Raw genomic sequence first — 15,135 nt, 5'->3', positions numbered from 1 at the left:
GTAGCCATGGGCAGGCTTGTCATCGCGGATGGTGATGGCGGCATCGCTAATGACTGCTGTTGCGCAGGCGGGCGCCAGGGCTATTCTCCCCAAAAAATTTCGCCCGGCCCCCCAGCGCGGACCGTGCGGAGCATGATGGATGGAGCGCGAGACAAATGAATCTGCAGAATAGCCAGCTGCTGCGGCAGCAGGCCTACATCGGCGGCGCCTGGTGCGACGCCGACAATGGCGCCACCATTACGGTGCGCAATCCCTTTGACGCCAGCGTGCTGGGTACGGTGCCTAATCTGGGCCAGGCCGAGACGGCCCGCGCCATCGCGGCCGCCGATGACGCCCTGCCGGCCTGGCGGGCCAGGACGGGCAAGGAGCGCGGCGCCATCCTGCGGAAATGGCATGCCCTGATCGAGGCGCACGCCGACGACCTGGCGCTGCTGCTGACGCTGGAGCAGGGCAAGCCGCTGGCCGAAGCCCGCGGCGAGCTGAATTACGCCTTGTCCTTCGTCGAATGGTTCGCGGAAGAAGCCAAGCGCGTGTATGGCGACGTGCTGCCCCATACGCGCGGCGACCAGCGCATGCTGGCCATCCGGCAACCCGTGGGCGTGTGCGCGGCGATCATCGCCTGGAACTTTCCCTCGGCCCTGGTCACGCGCAAGGTCAGTCCGGCGCTGGCCGCCGGTTGCACGGTGGTGCTCAAGCCATCCGAGCTGACGCCGTTCACTGCGCTGGCGCTGGCCTGGCTGGGCGAGCAGGCCGGCATCCCGCCCGGCGTGCTCAACGTGGTCATCGGCGACCCCGCGCCCATCGGCACGGAGCTGACGCAGAACCCCACGGTGCGTAAGCTGACCTTCACCGGTTCCACCCAGACGGGCCGGCTGCTGATGCAGCAAAGCGCTTCCAACATCAAGAAGCTGTCGCTGGAACTGGGCGGCAACGCGCCCTTCATCGTGTTCGAGGACGCCGATCTGGACGAGGCCGTGCAAGGCCTGGTGCAGTCCAAGTTCCGCAACGCCGGCCAGACCTGCGTATGCGCCAACCGCGTCTACGTCCATGCCAGCGTCGCAGACGCCTTCAACGACAAGCTGCTGGCGGAAATGCGCCGCATGAAGGTGGGCGGCGGGCTGGAAGAAGGCGTTACGCAAGGACCGCTGATCGACCAGCGCGCGGTGGACAAGGTGGCCCGCCTGGTGGACGACGCCACGGCGCGCGGCGCGCGCCTCCTGGCGGGCGGCAAGCTGCGCGAGCCGGGCACGCTGCTGTATGAGCCGACCCTGCTGGCCGGCATCACGGATGCCATGGAGCTGGCGCACGAAGAGATCTTCGGCCCGGTGGTGGGCATCAGTACCTTCGAATCCGAAGCCGCCGTGCTGGCGCGCGCCAACGATAGTGCCTCGGGCCTGGCCGCCTATTTCTACACCGCCAACCTGGAGCGGGTCTGGCGCATGATGGAAGGGCTGGAATACGGCATTGTCGGCGTGAACACCGGCGCCGTGTCCAATGAGGTCGGCCCCTTCGGCGGCATCAAGGAGTCGGGCGTGGGCCGCGAGGGTTCCAAGTACGGCATCGAAGAGTTCCTGGAAATCAAGTACGTCTGCCTTGCCGGCAAGTCGTTCAACGCGATTCCCTGACGCCCGCGGATCCAGACATGAGCCAAGCACAGCCTTCCCTCCGCGACGCGGATCAGTTCGACTATGTGATCGTGGGATCCGGCGCGGCCGGCTCCATCCTGGCCAACCGCCTGAGCGCGGACGGCTCGACGGTCTGCGTGCTGGAGGCCGGCCCGCCGGACCGCAGTCCGTACCTGCACGTACCCGCCGGCTTCATCAAGGCGGTCTTCAACAAGAAGTACGCCTGGCAGTTCTCCAGCGAAGGCACGGCGCAGACCAACGGACGGCGCGTGCCGATTCCGCAGGGCCGAACCTTGGGCGGGTCTACTTCCATCAACGGCCTGGTCTACAACCGCGGCCAGGCGGCGGACTTCGACCACTGGGCCGCGCTGGGCAATACCGGCTGGTCCTATGACGAGGTGCTGCCGTACTTCAAGTCCATGGAACGGCGCATGGGCGGCGACGACCGCTACCGCGGCCGCAAGGGCGAACTGCCGGTCACGGACATAGACTGGATCCACCCGCTGTGCGAGGCCTTCATCGCCGGCGCGGTGGAACAGGGCATCCCGCGCAACCCCGACTACAACGGCGCGGATCAGGCCGGCGTGGGCTACTTCCAGCGCACCATCGACCGCGGCTGGCGCATGAGCACGGCCAAGTGCTTCCTCAAGCCCGCCATGGGCCGCAAGAACCTGGAAGTGCGTACCTACGCGCAGGCAACCCGCATCCTGTTCGATGGCGGCAAGGCTGCTGGCGTGGCCTATTGCCACCCGGCCCACCCTTCGCAGGTCCGCGCAGTGCGCGCGCGCCGCGAAGTGATCGTGTCCTGCGGCGCAATCAACACGCCCAAGCTGCTGCAGCTGTCGGGCCTGGGACCGGCGGACCTGCTGCGCCAGCACAACATCGACGTGGTGTGCGACCTGCCGGGCGTGGGGGAAAACCTGAGCGACCACTATTCGGTGCGGGTCGTGGCGCGCGTGAAGAACAGCCAGACCATGAACCAGCTGGTCAAGGGCCTGAGCCTGGCCGGCCAGATCAGCCGCTGGATGATGAAGCGTCCCAGCATCATGGCGCTGAGCCCGTCGCTGCTGCATTACTTCTGGAAGTCCACGCCTGACCTCGCTTTGCCTGACCTGCAGGGCGTGTTCACGCCCGCCAGCTACAAGGAAGGCTATGTGGGCATGCTGGATGACTTCCCCGGCATGACCGCGGGCGTCTGGCAGCACCGGCCCGAGAGCCGCGGCCAGGTGCGCATCCGTTCGGCGGACCCGCTGCAGGACCCCGTGATCCTGGCCAACTACCTCGAAAACGAGCGCGACCAGATGACGCTGGTACGCGGCATCCGATTGGCGCGTCAGCTGCTGCGTTCGCAAGCGCTTTCGCAGTATTTCGACAGCGAAGTGCTGCCCGGTCCGCTGTGCGAATCCGATTCCGAATTGCTGGACTTCGCGCGCCGCTATGGCGTGTCGTCGTATCACGTCAACGGCACGGCCCGCATGGGCCAGGCCGATGACAAGTACGCAGTGGTCGACCCGCAGTTGCGGGTGCACGGCGTGGGCAATCTGCGCGTCATCGATTCCTCGGTGATGCCGGCCATGCCGTCGGCCAACATCTGCGCGGCCACGATGATGATCGGCAACAAGGCCGCCGACCTCATCAAACAACCCTGAATTGCCAATCAGCGGTCACCAGAGTGATCCAGAAGGAGACAAGATGTACTTCAAGCATTTCCCCAAGACCATGAAGTCCCTGCTGCTGGCGGCGGCGCTGGCGGGCGCCAGCGGCGCCGCGCTGGCCGACGACATCAAGATCGGCTTCAACAGCGACATGTCGGCCACCGGCTCGGCGGACTTCGGCATTTCCGCGCTGGCCGGCGCGCGCCAGGCGGCCGATGAGCTGAACGCGGCTGGCGGCGTGCTGGGCAAGAAGGTCGTCATCGTCGAGCGCGATGATGTTGGCGCGCCGCCCAAGGCCATCCAGAACACCAACGAACTGGTCGACAACGTCAAGGTCAACGCCATGCTGGGCGGAGTCAACTCCGGCAACATGCTGGCCTGGCTGCACCTGGTGCAGCAGAAGAAGATTCCGACGATCTCGCCCGTGGCCACCGCCACCGACATCACCGGCCGCTACGCCAAGTCGCCCGCCAACTACGTGTTCCGCGTGTCCATGCGCGACCGCGACCAGATCGCGCTGCTGGCGGCCTACGCCGCCCGCGCCAGCAAGAACGGCAAGGTCGCCATCATCGCCGACACCACCGGCTACGGCCAGCAAGGCGCCAAGGATGCGGTCGAGATCCTGGCGCTGCACAAGATCACGCCCGTGGCCAACGAGAAGTTCGGTCCCAAGGACACGGACATGTCGTCGCAGCTGAACAAGATCAAGAGTTCGGGCGCCGACACGCTGATCGTCTACGCGCTGGCGGATTCCAACGCGCACGTCATGCGCAGCCTCGAGAAGATCAGCTACTTCCCGACCACGCTGGCTTCCTGGGCCAACCTGAGCTCGCCGTTCCTGCGCATCGCGGGTCCCGAGCTGGCCAGCAAGATGATCTTCACGGCTTCGATCACCGAAGACTCCTCGCCCGAGTCCAAGGCGCTGTATGACACGCTGATGAAGCGCGACGGCCGCGTGCCGACCTACGTCATGGCCGCGCAGGCCTATGACTCGGTCAAGCTCATTGCCGCCGCCATGGAGCAGGCCAAGTCGACCGAAGGCGAAGCCGTGCAAGCCGCGCTGCAGAACCTGGCGCAGGCCAAGGGCGTCATCAAGACCTACGAGAAGCCGTTCACAGCGGAAAGCCACGAAGCCCTGTCGGTGAAGGACTTCCGCCTGGTGCGCTGGATCGACGGCAAGGTGGTGTCGGTGGATGACGAATACACCCGCGCCATCAAGCCGGAAGACCTGAAGCTGTAAGAAGGCGCGGCAACGAGAAAGATCTCTCCCCGGTGCGCGGAGGCGCGCCGGGGAGTCGTCAATAGGGGGGCATCCAGCATGCAAATACTACAAGCCATCTTGAGCGGGCTGGCCATGGGCAGCGTCTATGCCCTGGTCGCGTTCGGGTTCAGCATCACGTACACCACGACCAAGACCTTCAACTTCGGACAGGGCGCATTCCTGGCGCTGGCCGGCCTGATCGGCATCAGCGCCATCCTGCTGGTCAGCCAGGGCAAGCTGATCGGTTTTCCGAATCCGGAGGACGTAACCTGGGGCACGTTCCTGTTCGCCCTGCTGGCCGCCATGCTGGTCCTGAGCCTGCTGGGCTACGTGCTCTACATCACCGCCATCCGCCACTTCGTGGGCGAGGCGGGGCTGTCCTGGGTGATGAGCACCATCGGCTTTGGCATCATCATCCAGAACCTGGCGCTGCTGGTCTGGGGCCCGGCGCCCATCGCGGTGGCGTCGCCGCTGGGCGAGGGCATCATCACGGTCCTGGGTACCGGCGTGCGGCCGCAAGAAATTCTGGTGTTCGGCACCACGCTGGCGCTGATGATCGTGTTCGACTGGGCCTTGCACAAGACCAAGATGGGCAAGGCGGTGCGCGCGGTGGCGTTCAGCAAGACCGCCGCCAGCCTGATGGGCATCAATGCCAACGCGGTTGCGATTGCCGTGTTCGCAATCAGTTCGGCGCTGGCCGCGATCGCCGGCGTCATGGTCGCGCCGATTGCCACCGCCTCGGTGTTCGTGGGCACGCTGCTGTCGCTCAAGGCCTTTTCGGCCGCAATCCTGGGCGGGCTGGAGAATCCGCGCGGCTGCATTTTTGGAGGCTTTCTGATCGGGCTGCTGGAATCGCTGATCGGCCTCTGGTATTCGAACCTGCGCGAGATCGCGGTGTTCGCGCTGATCATCGTGGTGCTGTATTTCCGTCCGGCCGGCATCCTCGGTCGCGTGCATGCGGAGAAAGTATGAAGCTCTCCAAAATCCTCGTTCCGCTGGTCATCGCGGCGCTTGCCATCGGCTACGCCTATTCGGGCCTGAATGACTTCTATCTGCTGATCCTGTTCAACATCGGGGTCTATTACATCGCTGCCACCGGCTTCAACATCCTGGTCGGCCAGACCGGGCAGAAGTCGCTGGGCCATGCCGGCCTGTTCGGCGTCGGCGCCTACACGGTGGCGCTCCTGACCGTGAATTACCAAGTCGATCCCTGGCTGGCGCTGGGCTGCGCCGCGGTTGTTTCAGCGGTCTTCGGCGTGGTGATCGCCATTCCGGCGCTGAAGGTCAAGGGGCCGAGCCTGGCGATGGTGACCATCGCCTTTGGCCTTCTGATCGAAAAGATCGTGTCCGAATGGACCGACGTGTTCAAGGGGCAGGAAGGCTTCTACGGCATCACCGGCCTGACCTTCGGCGGCGCCACGCTGGACAGCCGCCAGTGGGTGGTGGTGGTCGTGGTGTTGGGCCTGGCGCTGCACGCCATGACCTCGCTGCTGTTGAACGGCCGTTTCGGCCGCGGCTTCGCCGCGGTGCGCACGTCCGAGATTGCGGCGGAGAGCGTGGGCATCAGCGTTTACCGCTTCAAGATCCTGGCCTTCGCCATCAGCGCCATCACCTGCGGCATCGCGGGCGGCCTGGTGGCGCAGCAGAACCAGTACATCAATTCGGACTTCGTCAATTTCAACCTGTCGGTGTTCTTCCTGGTGCTGGTGCTGTTCGGCGGCCGCACGCCGGGGGGCTCTTTCCTGGGCGCAGTGGTGCTGACGGTGATCGACGCCATGCTGGCGCGCTGGCCGGAAGTGCAGCATTTCGCCTATGGTCTGATCCTGCTGTTCGCGCTGTACGCCATGCCGGAAGGGCTGGCGGGCCTGCTGGCCAAGGTGCTGCCCAAGCGCGGCCAGCGCGAGGCGCTGGCTGCCGAGGCGGGCGCCGCCGACTGGACGCCGGCGCCTCCTGCCGACCGCGGCGGCGCGGCGTCCGGCTTCCTGGAAGTGAAGGACCTGTACAAAGCCTTCGGCGGCGTGGTGCCTACCAACAAGGTGTCGTTCTCGCTGGAGCGCGGTTCCGTCGTGTCGCTGATCGGCCCCAATGGCGCCGGCAAGACCACCACCCTGAACCTGCTGTCGGGCCTGGTGGTGCCGGACGCCGGCAGCATCCGCTTCAAGAACCGCCAGATGGTCGGCTTGTCTCCCAATGAGATCGCTGCGTCCGGCATTGGCCGCACGTTCCAGAACCTGAAGCTGTTCGACGGGCTGAGCGCGCTGGAGAACGTGATGGTGGGCTTCTACCGGGTGCAGAAGTCCAGCTTCTTCTCCAACCTGCTGGGCTTGCCCGGCAGCCTGGCCGAAGAGCGGCGCATCCGCCGCCAGGCCTACGCCATTCTCCGGTTTTTCGAGCTGGATCGCTACGCGGACGATGCCGCCAACAGCCTGCCTTACGGCCTGCAGCGCCGCCTGGAAATCGCCCGCGCGGTGGCGGCCATGCCGGACCTGCTGTTGCTGGACGAGCCTGCCGCAGGCCTGAATCCTGCGGAAACCGACCAGCTTACGGACCTGATCGTGAAGCTCAAGGACATGGGCCTGACCATCCTGCTGATCGAGCACCACATGGATCTGGTCATGGCCATTTCCGACCATATCGTGGTGCTGGACTACGGCGTGAAGATCGCTTCGGGCCTGCCGAACCACATCCAGGAGAATCCGAAAGTCATCGAAGCCTACCTGGGCGCGCCGGCATAGGAGACCGCAATGAGCCGTTTACTGGACATCAAGAACCTGGCGGTCAGCTATGGCGCCGTCAATGCCCTGAAGCAGGTGTCGCTGCATGTGGACACGAACGAGATCGTGACCATCATCGGTGGCAACGGCGCGGGCAAGAGCACCATGATGCGCGCGCTGTCGGGCATCGAAAAATCCACTGGCGACATCGCGTTCGCCGGGCAGGATCTGGGCGGGATCAGCGCGCACAAGCGGGTGGGGCTGGGTATCGCCCACGTGCCGGAAGGGCGCCAGGTGTTCCCCGACCAGACCGTCTACGACAACCTGATGCTGGGCGCGTTTCTGCGCAAGGAATCGCCCGCTGAACTGGCTGCGGAGATCGAGCAGTGCTTTGCGATGTTCCCGCGCCTGAAGGAGCGCCGCGCGCAATACGCGGGCACGCTTTCCGGCGGCGAGCAGCAGATGCTGGCCATCTGCCGCGCCTTGATGAGCAAGCCGCGCATCCTGATGCTGGACGAGCCCTCGCTCGGACTGGCGCCGCTGATCGTGGCCGAGATCTTCAAGATCATCAAGTCGCTGAAAGAGCGCGGCATGACGATCCTGCTGGTCGAACAGATGGCCAACCAGGCGTTGGCGATCTCCGACCGCGCATATGTCCTGGAAGTGGGCTCCATCGTGATGGAGGGCACGGGCCAGGAGTTGTTGGCCAGCGAGCGCGTGCGCGAGGCCTATCTGGGCAAACACAAGAGCTGACGAGGCAATCATGTCATCCAAACCATTGAGCGGGATCCGAGTGCTGGAGTTGGGCCAGCTGATCGCCGGACCGTTCGCCGCCAAGATGCTGGGCGAATTCGGCGCCGAGGTCATCAAGATCGAACCGCCCGGCAAGGGCGATCCGCTACGCAACTGGCGCCTGATCCACGACGGCACTTCCGTCTGGTGGCAAGTGCAGTCGCGCAACAAGAAGTCGGTCAGCCTGGACCTGCGCAAGCCCGAGGCGCAGGACCTGATCCGGTCCCTGGTCAAGGACATCGACGTGGTGGTCGAGAACTTCAAGCCCGGCACCATGGAAGGCTGGGGCCTGGGCTGGGAAGAACTGCGCGCCATCAACCCGCGGCTGGTGATGCTGCGCGTGTCCGGCTACGGCCAGACAGGTCCGTACCGCGATCTGCCCGGGTTCGGCGCCATCGGCGAGGCCATGGGCGGCCTGCGCCACCTCAGCGGCGAGCCTGACCGCACGCCGGTGCGCGTGGGCGTGTCCATCGGCGATTCGCTGTCGGCGTTGCACGGCGTCATCGGCATCCTGCTGGCGCTGCGCGCGCGCGACCAGAATGGCACGGGTCAGATGATCGATGTGGCGCTGTATGAATCCGTCTTCAACATGATGGAGAGCCTGCTGCCCGAGTATTCGGTGTTCGGCGAGATCCGCCAGCCGGCCGGCAGCAGCCTGCCGGGCATCGCGCCCAGCAACGCCTACCGCTGCCAGGACAACAAGTACGTGCTGATCGCCGGCAATGGCGACAGCATCTTCAAGCGCCTGATGGGCGTGATCGGCCGGCCCGATCTGGCCGATGCGCCGGAACTGGCGAACAACGCCGGGCGCGTGAAGCACGTGGTCATGCTTGACGACGCGATTTCGCAATGGACCGGCCAGCATCCGCTGGACCTGGTGCTGGAGCGCTTGAATGACGGCCAGATTCCCGCGGGCAAGATCTATGACGTGGCCGATATCGCGGCCGACCCGCACTACCAGGCGCGCGGCATGATCCTGGACGGCACGCTGCCTGACGGCACGCCCGTGCAGGTGCCGGGCATCGTGCCCAAGCTGTCGGAAACCCCGGGCGAAGTGCGCAGCCCGGCGCCCGCCCTGGGCCAGGACACCGACCAGGTGCTGGCCGGGCTGGGCATAGGCGAGGCGCAGCGCCAGGACTGGCGCGCGCGCGGCATCATCTGAGGAAGGCAGCCATGAATGTGACCAACCCCGGAACCACTGCCAGCCGCCCGCGGCTGTACATCCAGGAAGTCGCGCCGCGCGACGGCTTCCAGAACGAAAAGCAGTTCATCGAAACCCAGGACAAGATTGCCTTCATCAACCGGCTGTCCGCCAGCGGATTCGCCAAGATCGAGGCCACGTCCTTTACCTCGCCCAAGGCCATTCCCGCCTTGCGCGACGCCGAGATCGTGATGCACGAGATCGAGCGCAATCCGGACGTCGTCTACACCGTGCTGGTGCCCAATGTGCGCGGCGCGCAGCGGGCGCTGGAGTGCAAGGTGGACGAGGTCAACCTGGTGATGTCGGTCAGCGAGACCCATAACCGCGCCAACCTGCGCATGACGCGGGAGCAGTCGTTCGAGCAATTGAGCGATGTGGTCAATGCGGTGCGCGGCAGCCGCGTCGCCATCAACGTGTCGCTGTCCACCGTGTTCGGCTGCCCGATGGAAGGCGACATCAATGCTTTCGAGGTGTTCGAACTGGTGGGACGCTTCGCGGCGCTGGGGGTGGACGGGGTGACGCTGTGCGACACCACCGGCATGGCCTATCCCACGCAGGTCGGCAAAATCGGGCGCGAGGTCCGCAAGCTGTTCCCGGGACTGACCACCACCATGCACTTCCACAACACGCGCGGCATGGCGCTGGCCAATACGCTGATGGCCATCGAGGCCGGCATCGACCGCTTCGACGCATCGCTGGGCGGATTGGGCGGCTGCCCGTACGCGCCGGGGGCCAGCGGCAACGTCTGCACCGAGGAACTGGTGCACATGCTGGAACTGATGGGCTACGACACCGGCGTGGACCTGGACGCCATACTTGGCGTATCGGCGACCTTGCCCGCGCTGGTGGGGCACGACATTCCCAGCCAGCTGCTCAAGGCGGGACCGCGGCTGACCCTGCACCCGGCGCCCGACTTCGGCGCCTAGCGCTGCGGCGATGGCGGGGCGGGCGGTTGTGCTAATTTCCATGCATGCCGCCCGGTCCGGAGCCTCCGCCATGTTGAAGTTCGCCGCCAATCTTTCGATGATGTACACGGAACACGCGTTCCTGGACCGCTACGCGGCCGCTGCGGCGGACGGGTACGCCGGCGTGGAATGCATGTTTCCCTACGAGGCTCCGGCCGCCTTCGTGCGCGAACGCATGGACGCAGCCGGCGTGACGCAGGTGCTCTTCAACGCGCCGCCCGGCGTGGCCGCCCGCGGCGATCGCGGACTGGCCGCGCAACCGGGACGGCAGGCGGAATTCCAGGCGGGCATCGAACAGGCGCTGTCCTACGCTACCGCGCTGGCCTGCCCGAATCTCCATGTGATGGCGGGCCTGGTCCAACCCGGCGCATCGCGCGAGGCCATGCTGGATTGCTATCGCGAGAACCTGGACTGGGCCGCGCGCCAGGCGCGTTCGGCGGGCGTCACCGTGTTGATCGAACCCATCAACACCCGCGACATACCCGGCTATTTCCTGAACCGCCAGGACGAGGCGCATGCCGTGGTGCAGGCGGTCAATGCGTCCAACCTGAAAGTGCAGATGGATCTCTACCACTGCCAGATCGTCGAAGGCGACCTCACCATGAAGCTGCGCGAATACCTGCCCACGGGGCGGGTCGGCCATCTGCAGATCGCCGGCGTGCCGCTGCGCCAGGAGCCTGACCGTGGCGAACTGGACTATGGCTGGGTGTTCAATGTGCTGCGCGAACTGGAATACGGCGGCTGGATAGGCTGCGAGTACCGGCCGGCCGCCGGCACTTCGGCCGGCTTGCGCTGGCTGGCCGCCGCGCGCACCTGACGCCGGTCCTGATGCTTGGACTGCGGGTTTTTCCTGTGATGTGCGCCAGCGTCCTGCGTCCGATAATAAATCATTAATATGTTAAATAAATAGGCAGGCGAGGAGAGCGCACATGTTCAAAGGCATACTGCATCGCGCCTTGCTGGCGGCGGCGCTGGCAGGGGCTGCAATCGTCCCGGGCCAGGCTGCGGCGGCCGGGTTTCCCGATCATCCGATCCGCTGGCTGGTGCCGTTCAGCGCGGGCGGGGGTAGCGACATCGCCACCCGCATCGTCGCCAAGCACGTGGGCGACGCGCTGGGCCAGCCGGTGGTGGTGGAAAACCGTCCGGGCGCGGCCACGATCGTCGCCGCCCAGGAAACCGCCCGCGCCGCGCCTGACGGCTACACCCTGCTGACGGCGGGGATGAGCACCCTGGCGCTGAACCCCTGGCTGTATCAGAAGCTGCCCTACGATCCAGGGAAGGACCTGACCCCCGTTTCCACGCTCGTGTCGCTGCCCATCGTGCTGGTGGTGTCGCCCGATACCCAGATGCATACGCTGGCCGACGTGAAGACATACCTCAAGCGCGACAAACCGGGCAGCTATGCGTCCCTGGGCGTGGGCAGCCCCCATCACCTGGCCATGGAGCTGTTCCTGGATACCGTCCAGGGCCGCGCCACGGCCATTCCCTACAAGGGCACGCCGCCCGCCCTGCAGGACGTGGCGTCCGGCGTGGTGCCGATGATGATGGCCGATCTGGCCGCCGCCCGCCCGCTGATCCAGGCGGGCAAGCTGCGCGCCATCGCGGTGCCGGCCGCGCAGCGCTCCGGGCAATTGCCCCAGGTGCCGACCTTCGCCGAGGCGGGTGGCCCGGCATTCGAGGCTGCTGCCTGGCAGGGCGTGGTGGCGCCCGCGGGCACGCCGGCGCCGGTGGTGGAGAAACTCAGCCGGGCCATCGAGCAGGCCTTGCGTTCGCCAGAGGTGGCCGAGCAATTGAAGCTGCAGGGCATGGAGCCCACGGGCAGCACGCCGCAGGCCTTCGCGGACTATGCGCGCAAGGAATACGAGCGTTGGGGCGCGGTGATCCGGAGCAAGAACATTTCCGCCAACTGACGGCGGACGGTAACAGCCGCCGCAAGGTGTAACCGGCGCGTTCGCGCCCGCGCCGCGGGCGTACGATAAAGACACGTATATCCTGCCCGGCAGCCCGGGCAAGGAGCACATCATGTCTCTGATCGTAGCAGCCCGGTTCGAGGGTTTCGAAGCGGCGAACGCCGCGGCCGAGCGCCTGTCCGCCAGCGGTTTTCCAGACTGGGACATCAATACCTTCTACGTCAATCCGGCCGGCGAGCACGGCCGCTACCCCTTGGGCGGCGACCGCCGTTCCGACCCGGACTCGGGACGCGCCGATATCGGCGCTTTTCTGGGGGCGGGCGGGGTGGGAGCAGGTTTCGCGGTGTTTGGCGGGTTCGTGATGTCCGAGATCAGCGATTCCACGCCACTGATCCTGGCCGCGGCCGGGGTCGGCGCCTATCTGGGATCGCTCTTCGGCGCGCTTTGGGTGACGGGCCACGGCAGCACCCAGCATGGCCACTTCAATCCTGATTCCCATGCCGAGATCCGGCAGGCCGGCGTGATGGTTGCCGTGCGCACGCGGCCGCAGCGCGAAATGCTGGCGTGCCGCATCCTGCGCGATGCCGGCGGCGCGGACGTGGAACACGCCAACGGCCGCTGGCGCAACAACCACTGGGAAGACTTCGATCCGCTGGCGCCGCCCCGCCGCGAGATCGGATTCGGCTGAAACGGCCTCGGGCGGCGGCGCGCGTCCGCGCTCAGTCCGGCGCGGGCGTGGGGGCGGTGTTTTGCCGGCGGGCGGTCGCCGCGCAGCCCGCGGAAGCGACGATGATCCCGCAGATGGCCAGCCATTGCGTTTGCGACAGCTGCTCGTTCAGTACGATCACGCCGGCCAGCGCGCCCATGGCGGGCTCCATGCTGAGCAGCACGCCGAAGGTCTTTTGCGGCAGGCGCCGCAACGCCACCATTTCCAGCGAATAGGGCAAGGCGCTGGATAGCACGCCCACCGCGATGCCGGCCAGGATCAGGGTCGGATCCAGCAGGGCGGCGCCGGCATGCGCTGCACCTATGGGCAGCGCCACCAGCGTCGCCGCGGTCAGCCCGAGCGACGTGGCCTGTCCGCCATGCACGTTGCCGGCCATCTTGCCGAAGATGATGTAGAGCGCCCAGCACACCGCCGCGCCCAGCGCAAAGGCGATGCCGACCGGATCCAGGTCATGCACCGATTGCCCCGTGGGAATCAGCAGCACCAGGCCGGCGATGGCGCAGCCGATCCAGACGAAGTCGATGGCGCGGCGCGACAGCGCCACCGCCAGGGTCAACGGGCCGATGAATTCGATGGCAATGGCCACGCCCAGAGGCAGCGTGCGCAAGGCCATGTAGAACAGCAGGTTCATGCAGGCCAGCGTCACGCCATACAGCGCGATCTTGGCTGCCGCCTGGCGCGTCAGCGGAAAGCGCCACGGGCGCCAGATCGCCACCAGAATCAGCGCGCCGATGGCGATGCGGTAGGCGGTCGTGCCCTGCGCGCCGACCATCGGGAAGAGGGACTTGGCGAACGAGGTGCCGACGCATAGCGAGGCCATCGCGCCGATCAACGACAGGATGGGGAGCAGGGTGGAGGACGACGCGTTGCGTCCGGTATTCAGGGTTGCGGCGGTCATGGCGATGGCGGAAAAGCGGAATGCGTAGGGAACGGCGGCAGGTTCAGGGCGTCAGGTGTGCGGCGGTGGAGTAAAGCACATACAGCGCCAGCCCAAGCATGACGGCGCCAAGCAGGCCTTGCTGCATGCGCAGGAACCAGGGATTGCGCCCCACCCAGCCGCGGATGCGCGAGGCGCCGTAGGCAAAGAAACTGCCGTAGGGCAGGCTCAACACTTTCATCGTCACGCCCAGCACCAGCATCTGCACCCAGACCGGCCCGTTGTCCGGCGTGGTGAACTGCGGCAGGAAGGCGATCATGAACAGCAACACCTTGGGGTTCAGCAGATTGGTCGTGAATCCTTGCCAGAAGGCGTCGCGCGCATCCCCGGGGCGTGCGGCCAGCGATACGTCGGCCGAGCGCGCGCAGCGGACGATGGCCTTGATGCCCAGGTAGCCCAGGTACAGGCCGCCAGCTGCCTTGATGCCCATGAACAGCGACGGAAACGCCTGCAGCACCGAGGCCAGGCCCAGCACCACCGCCGGCACCTGGATGAATCCGGCGGCGACGTTGCCCAGGACACTGTGGAAGGCGGGCCGGAAGCCCTGCGTCATGCCTCGGGACAGGGTCAGCGCCATGTCGGGGCCGGGCGTGAGCTTGAGCGCCGCGTCGGCGGCGAGGAACAGCAGGAAAAGCTGGAGTGACGGCATGATACGAGGGGCGGACGTACCCGCGGCGCGGGCAGAGGGCTCTCAGTGTAAGCAAGCCTGCTGAATAATTCCTGCATCGCGGGACGCGGAAATGAAGTTTCCCGTCAAAATGGGGCCGGATTCCGGCGCGGCCGGGCTTAGAATCTGTTGGCGAGCCCTTTCCAGCCCGTTTCCAGCCGTTCCGAGACCCTTATGGAACTAGACGATTTCGACCTCCAGATCCTGCAAAGCCTGCAGGAAGACAACCAGCGCACCAGCCAGGAAGTCGCGCAGCGCGTGAACCTGTCGCCGGTTTCCTGCCTGCGCCGCATGAAGCGGCTGCGCGAATCCAAGGTGGTGCTGGGTGACGTTTCCGTGGTCGATCCCGCCGCCGTGGGCCGCGGCATCATGATGGTCGTGCTGGTGACGCTGGAGAGCGAACGCGCCGACAAGCTCGACCAGTTCAAGCGCGCCATGCAGTCCGCGCCGGAAATCATGCAGTGCCTGTCGGTGACGGGCGAGGTGGACTTCGTCCTGACCATCACCATGCGCGACATGGCCGAATACGAGGCCTTCGCCCAGCGCAATTTCTGGGGCAATCCCAACGTCAAGCGCTTTTCCACGCTGGTGGTGCTGAACCGCGCCAAGTACGGCATGGCGGTGCCGGTGGGCTGATTTCTCCGTATGTTTTCTGCGCCGGAACGCGGCGCGTTTTCGCGA

The 15,135-nt window shown here is 66.1% G+C and carries 14 protein-coding genes; 12 read left to right on the top strand and 2 right to left on the bottom strand.

Annotation, left to right across the window (positions count from 1 at the left end; genetic code table 11):
• Positions 1-155 precede the first annotated feature (155 nt).
• The 11 genes from IB258_RS19515 (at position 156) to IB258_RS19465 (ending at position 12,811) form a co-directional block, all read left to right on the top strand.
• Positions 156-1,625 (top strand): NAD-dependent succinate-semialdehyde dehydrogenase, encoded by a 1,470-nt coding sequence (locus tag IB258_RS19515; RefSeq protein ID WP_175182025.1) that lies wholly within the window; start codon positions 156-158, stop codon positions 1,623-1,625.
• A gap of 17 nt (positions 1,626-1,642) precedes the next feature.
• A complete protein-coding gene (locus IB258_RS19510; RefSeq protein WP_192353069.1) occupies positions 1,643-3,274 on the top strand; it encodes a GMC family oxidoreductase in 1,632 nt (543 codons plus the stop codon).
• 43 nt (positions 3,275-3,317) lie between these two features.
• Entirely contained in the window at positions 3,318-4,520 is a 1,203-nt protein-coding gene (locus IB258_RS19505; RefSeq protein ID WP_054457647.1) for an ABC transporter substrate-binding protein, read from the top strand.
• A 78-nt stretch (positions 4,521-4,598) separates the two neighbouring features.
• On the top strand, positions 4,599-5,513 hold the full coding sequence (locus IB258_RS19500; RefSeq protein WP_082401234.1) for a branched-chain amino acid ABC transporter permease: 915 nt from the start codon (positions 4,599-4,601) through the stop codon (positions 5,511-5,513).
• Positions 5,510-7,276: an ATP-binding cassette domain-containing protein gene (locus IB258_RS19495; RefSeq protein ID WP_192353068.1), complete on the top strand. Its 1,767-nt coding sequence runs from the start codon at positions 5,510-5,512 to the stop codon at positions 7,274-7,276. The genes IB258_RS19500 and IB258_RS19495 overlap by 4 nt, the downstream gene beginning before the upstream one ends.
• Positions 7,277-7,285: 9 nt before the next feature.
• Complete coding sequence (locus tag IB258_RS19490) at positions 7,286-8,008, top strand: ABC transporter ATP-binding protein (protein ID WP_054457644.1); 723 nt, start codon at positions 7,286-7,288, stop codon at positions 8,006-8,008.
• A 10-nt stretch (positions 8,009-8,018) separates the two neighbouring features.
• On the top strand, positions 8,019-9,209 hold the full coding sequence (locus tag IB258_RS19485) for a CaiB/BaiF CoA-transferase family protein (RefSeq protein WP_054457643.1): 1,191 nt from the start codon (positions 8,019-8,021) through the stop codon (positions 9,207-9,209).
• An 11-nt stretch (positions 9,210-9,220) separates the two neighbouring features.
• Positions 9,221-10,174, top strand: coding sequence for a hydroxymethylglutaryl-CoA lyase (locus IB258_RS19480; RefSeq protein WP_054457642.1), 954 nt, complete (start codon positions 9,221-9,223; stop codon positions 10,172-10,174).
• A 70-nt stretch (positions 10,175-10,244) separates the two neighbouring features.
• Positions 10,245-11,030, top strand: a complete 786-nt coding sequence (otnI, locus tag IB258_RS19475) for a 2-oxo-tetronate isomerase (RefSeq protein ID WP_054457641.1) — start codon at positions 10,245-10,247, stop codon at positions 11,028-11,030.
• Between the two features lie 112 nt (positions 11,031-11,142).
• Positions 11,143-12,123 (top strand): tripartite tricarboxylate transporter substrate binding protein, encoded by a 981-nt coding sequence (locus tag IB258_RS19470; RefSeq protein WP_192330185.1) that lies wholly within the window; start codon positions 11,143-11,145, stop codon positions 12,121-12,123.
• Positions 12,124-12,235: 112 nt separating this feature from the next.
• Positions 12,236-12,811 (top strand): hypothetical protein, encoded by a 576-nt coding sequence (locus IB258_RS19465; RefSeq protein ID WP_054457639.1) that lies wholly within the window; start codon positions 12,236-12,238, stop codon positions 12,809-12,811.
• A gap of 31 nt (positions 12,812-12,842) precedes the next feature.
• Here IB258_RS19465 and IB258_RS19460 read toward each other — a convergent pair whose 3' ends face one another.
• Positions 12,843-13,748, bottom strand: a complete 906-nt coding sequence (locus tag IB258_RS19460; RefSeq protein ID WP_082401233.1) for a DMT family transporter — start codon at positions 13,746-13,748, stop codon at positions 12,843-12,845.
• 43 nt (positions 13,749-13,791) lie between these two features.
• A complete protein-coding gene (locus IB258_RS19455) occupies positions 13,792-14,436 on the bottom strand; it encodes a LysE family translocator (protein WP_082401232.1) in 645 nt (214 codons plus the stop codon).
• Between the two features lie 192 nt (positions 14,437-14,628).
• On the opposite strand from IB258_RS19455, the gene IB258_RS19450 reads away from it, so the two are divergent.
• Positions 14,629-15,090, top strand: a complete 462-nt coding sequence (locus IB258_RS19450) for an Lrp/AsnC family transcriptional regulator (protein ID WP_054457638.1) — start codon at positions 14,629-14,631, stop codon at positions 15,088-15,090.
• Positions 15,091-15,135 lie beyond the last annotated feature (45 nt).

Origin of the sequence: Achromobacter sp. ACM02, from assembly GCF_014851605.1 — a bacterium.
In the GTDB taxonomy this organism is placed as follows: Bacteria; Pseudomonadota; Gammaproteobacteria; order Burkholderiales; family Burkholderiaceae_B; genus Achromobacter; species Achromobacter aegrifaciens.
The sequence above is the reverse complement of the archived record's forward strand: the minus strand, read 5'-3'. Positions and strand labels throughout refer to the sequence as shown.

Bases quoted from the DNA above. Each gene is read 5' to 3' on its own strand.
- IB258_RS19515 (WP_175182025.1), top strand. From the start codon at position 156: ATGAATCTGCAGAATAGCCAGCTGCTGCGGCAGCAGGCCTACATCGGC.
- IB258_RS19510 (WP_192353069.1), top strand. From the start codon at position 1,643: ATGAGCCAAGCACAGCCTTCCCTCCGCGACGCGGATCAGTTCGACTAT.
- IB258_RS19505 (WP_054457647.1), top strand. From the start codon at position 3,318: ATGTACTTCAAGCATTTCCCCAAGACCATGAAGTCCCTGCTGCTGGCG.
- IB258_RS19500 (WP_082401234.1), top strand. From the start codon at position 4,599: ATGCAAATACTACAAGCCATCTTGAGCGGGCTGGCCATGGGCAGCGTC.
- IB258_RS19495 (WP_192353068.1), top strand. From the start codon at position 5,510: ATGAAGCTCTCCAAAATCCTCGTTCCGCTGGTCATCGCGGCGCTTGCC.
- IB258_RS19490 (WP_054457644.1), top strand. From the start codon at position 7,286: ATGAGCCGTTTACTGGACATCAAGAACCTGGCGGTCAGCTATGGCGCC.
- IB258_RS19485 (WP_054457643.1), top strand. From the start codon at position 8,019: ATGTCATCCAAACCATTGAGCGGGATCCGAGTGCTGGAGTTGGGCCAG.
- IB258_RS19480 (WP_054457642.1), top strand. From the start codon at position 9,221: ATGAATGTGACCAACCCCGGAACCACTGCCAGCCGCCCGCGGCTGTAC.
- otnI (WP_054457641.1), top strand. From the start codon at position 10,245: ATGTTGAAGTTCGCCGCCAATCTTTCGATGATGTACACGGAACACGCG.
- IB258_RS19470 (WP_192330185.1), top strand. From the start codon at position 11,143: ATGTTCAAAGGCATACTGCATCGCGCCTTGCTGGCGGCGGCGCTGGCA.
- IB258_RS19465 (WP_054457639.1), top strand. From the start codon at position 12,236: ATGTCTCTGATCGTAGCAGCCCGGTTCGAGGGTTTCGAAGCGGCGAAC.
- IB258_RS19460 (WP_082401233.1), bottom strand. From the start codon at position 13,748: ATGACCGCCGCAACCCTGAATACCGGACGCAACGCGTCGTCCTCCACC.
- IB258_RS19455 (WP_082401232.1), bottom strand. From the start codon at position 14,436: ATGCCGTCACTCCAGCTTTTCCTGCTGTTCCTCGCCGCCGACGCGGCG.
- IB258_RS19450 (WP_054457638.1), top strand. From the start codon at position 14,629: ATGGAACTAGACGATTTCGACCTCCAGATCCTGCAAAGCCTGCAGGAA.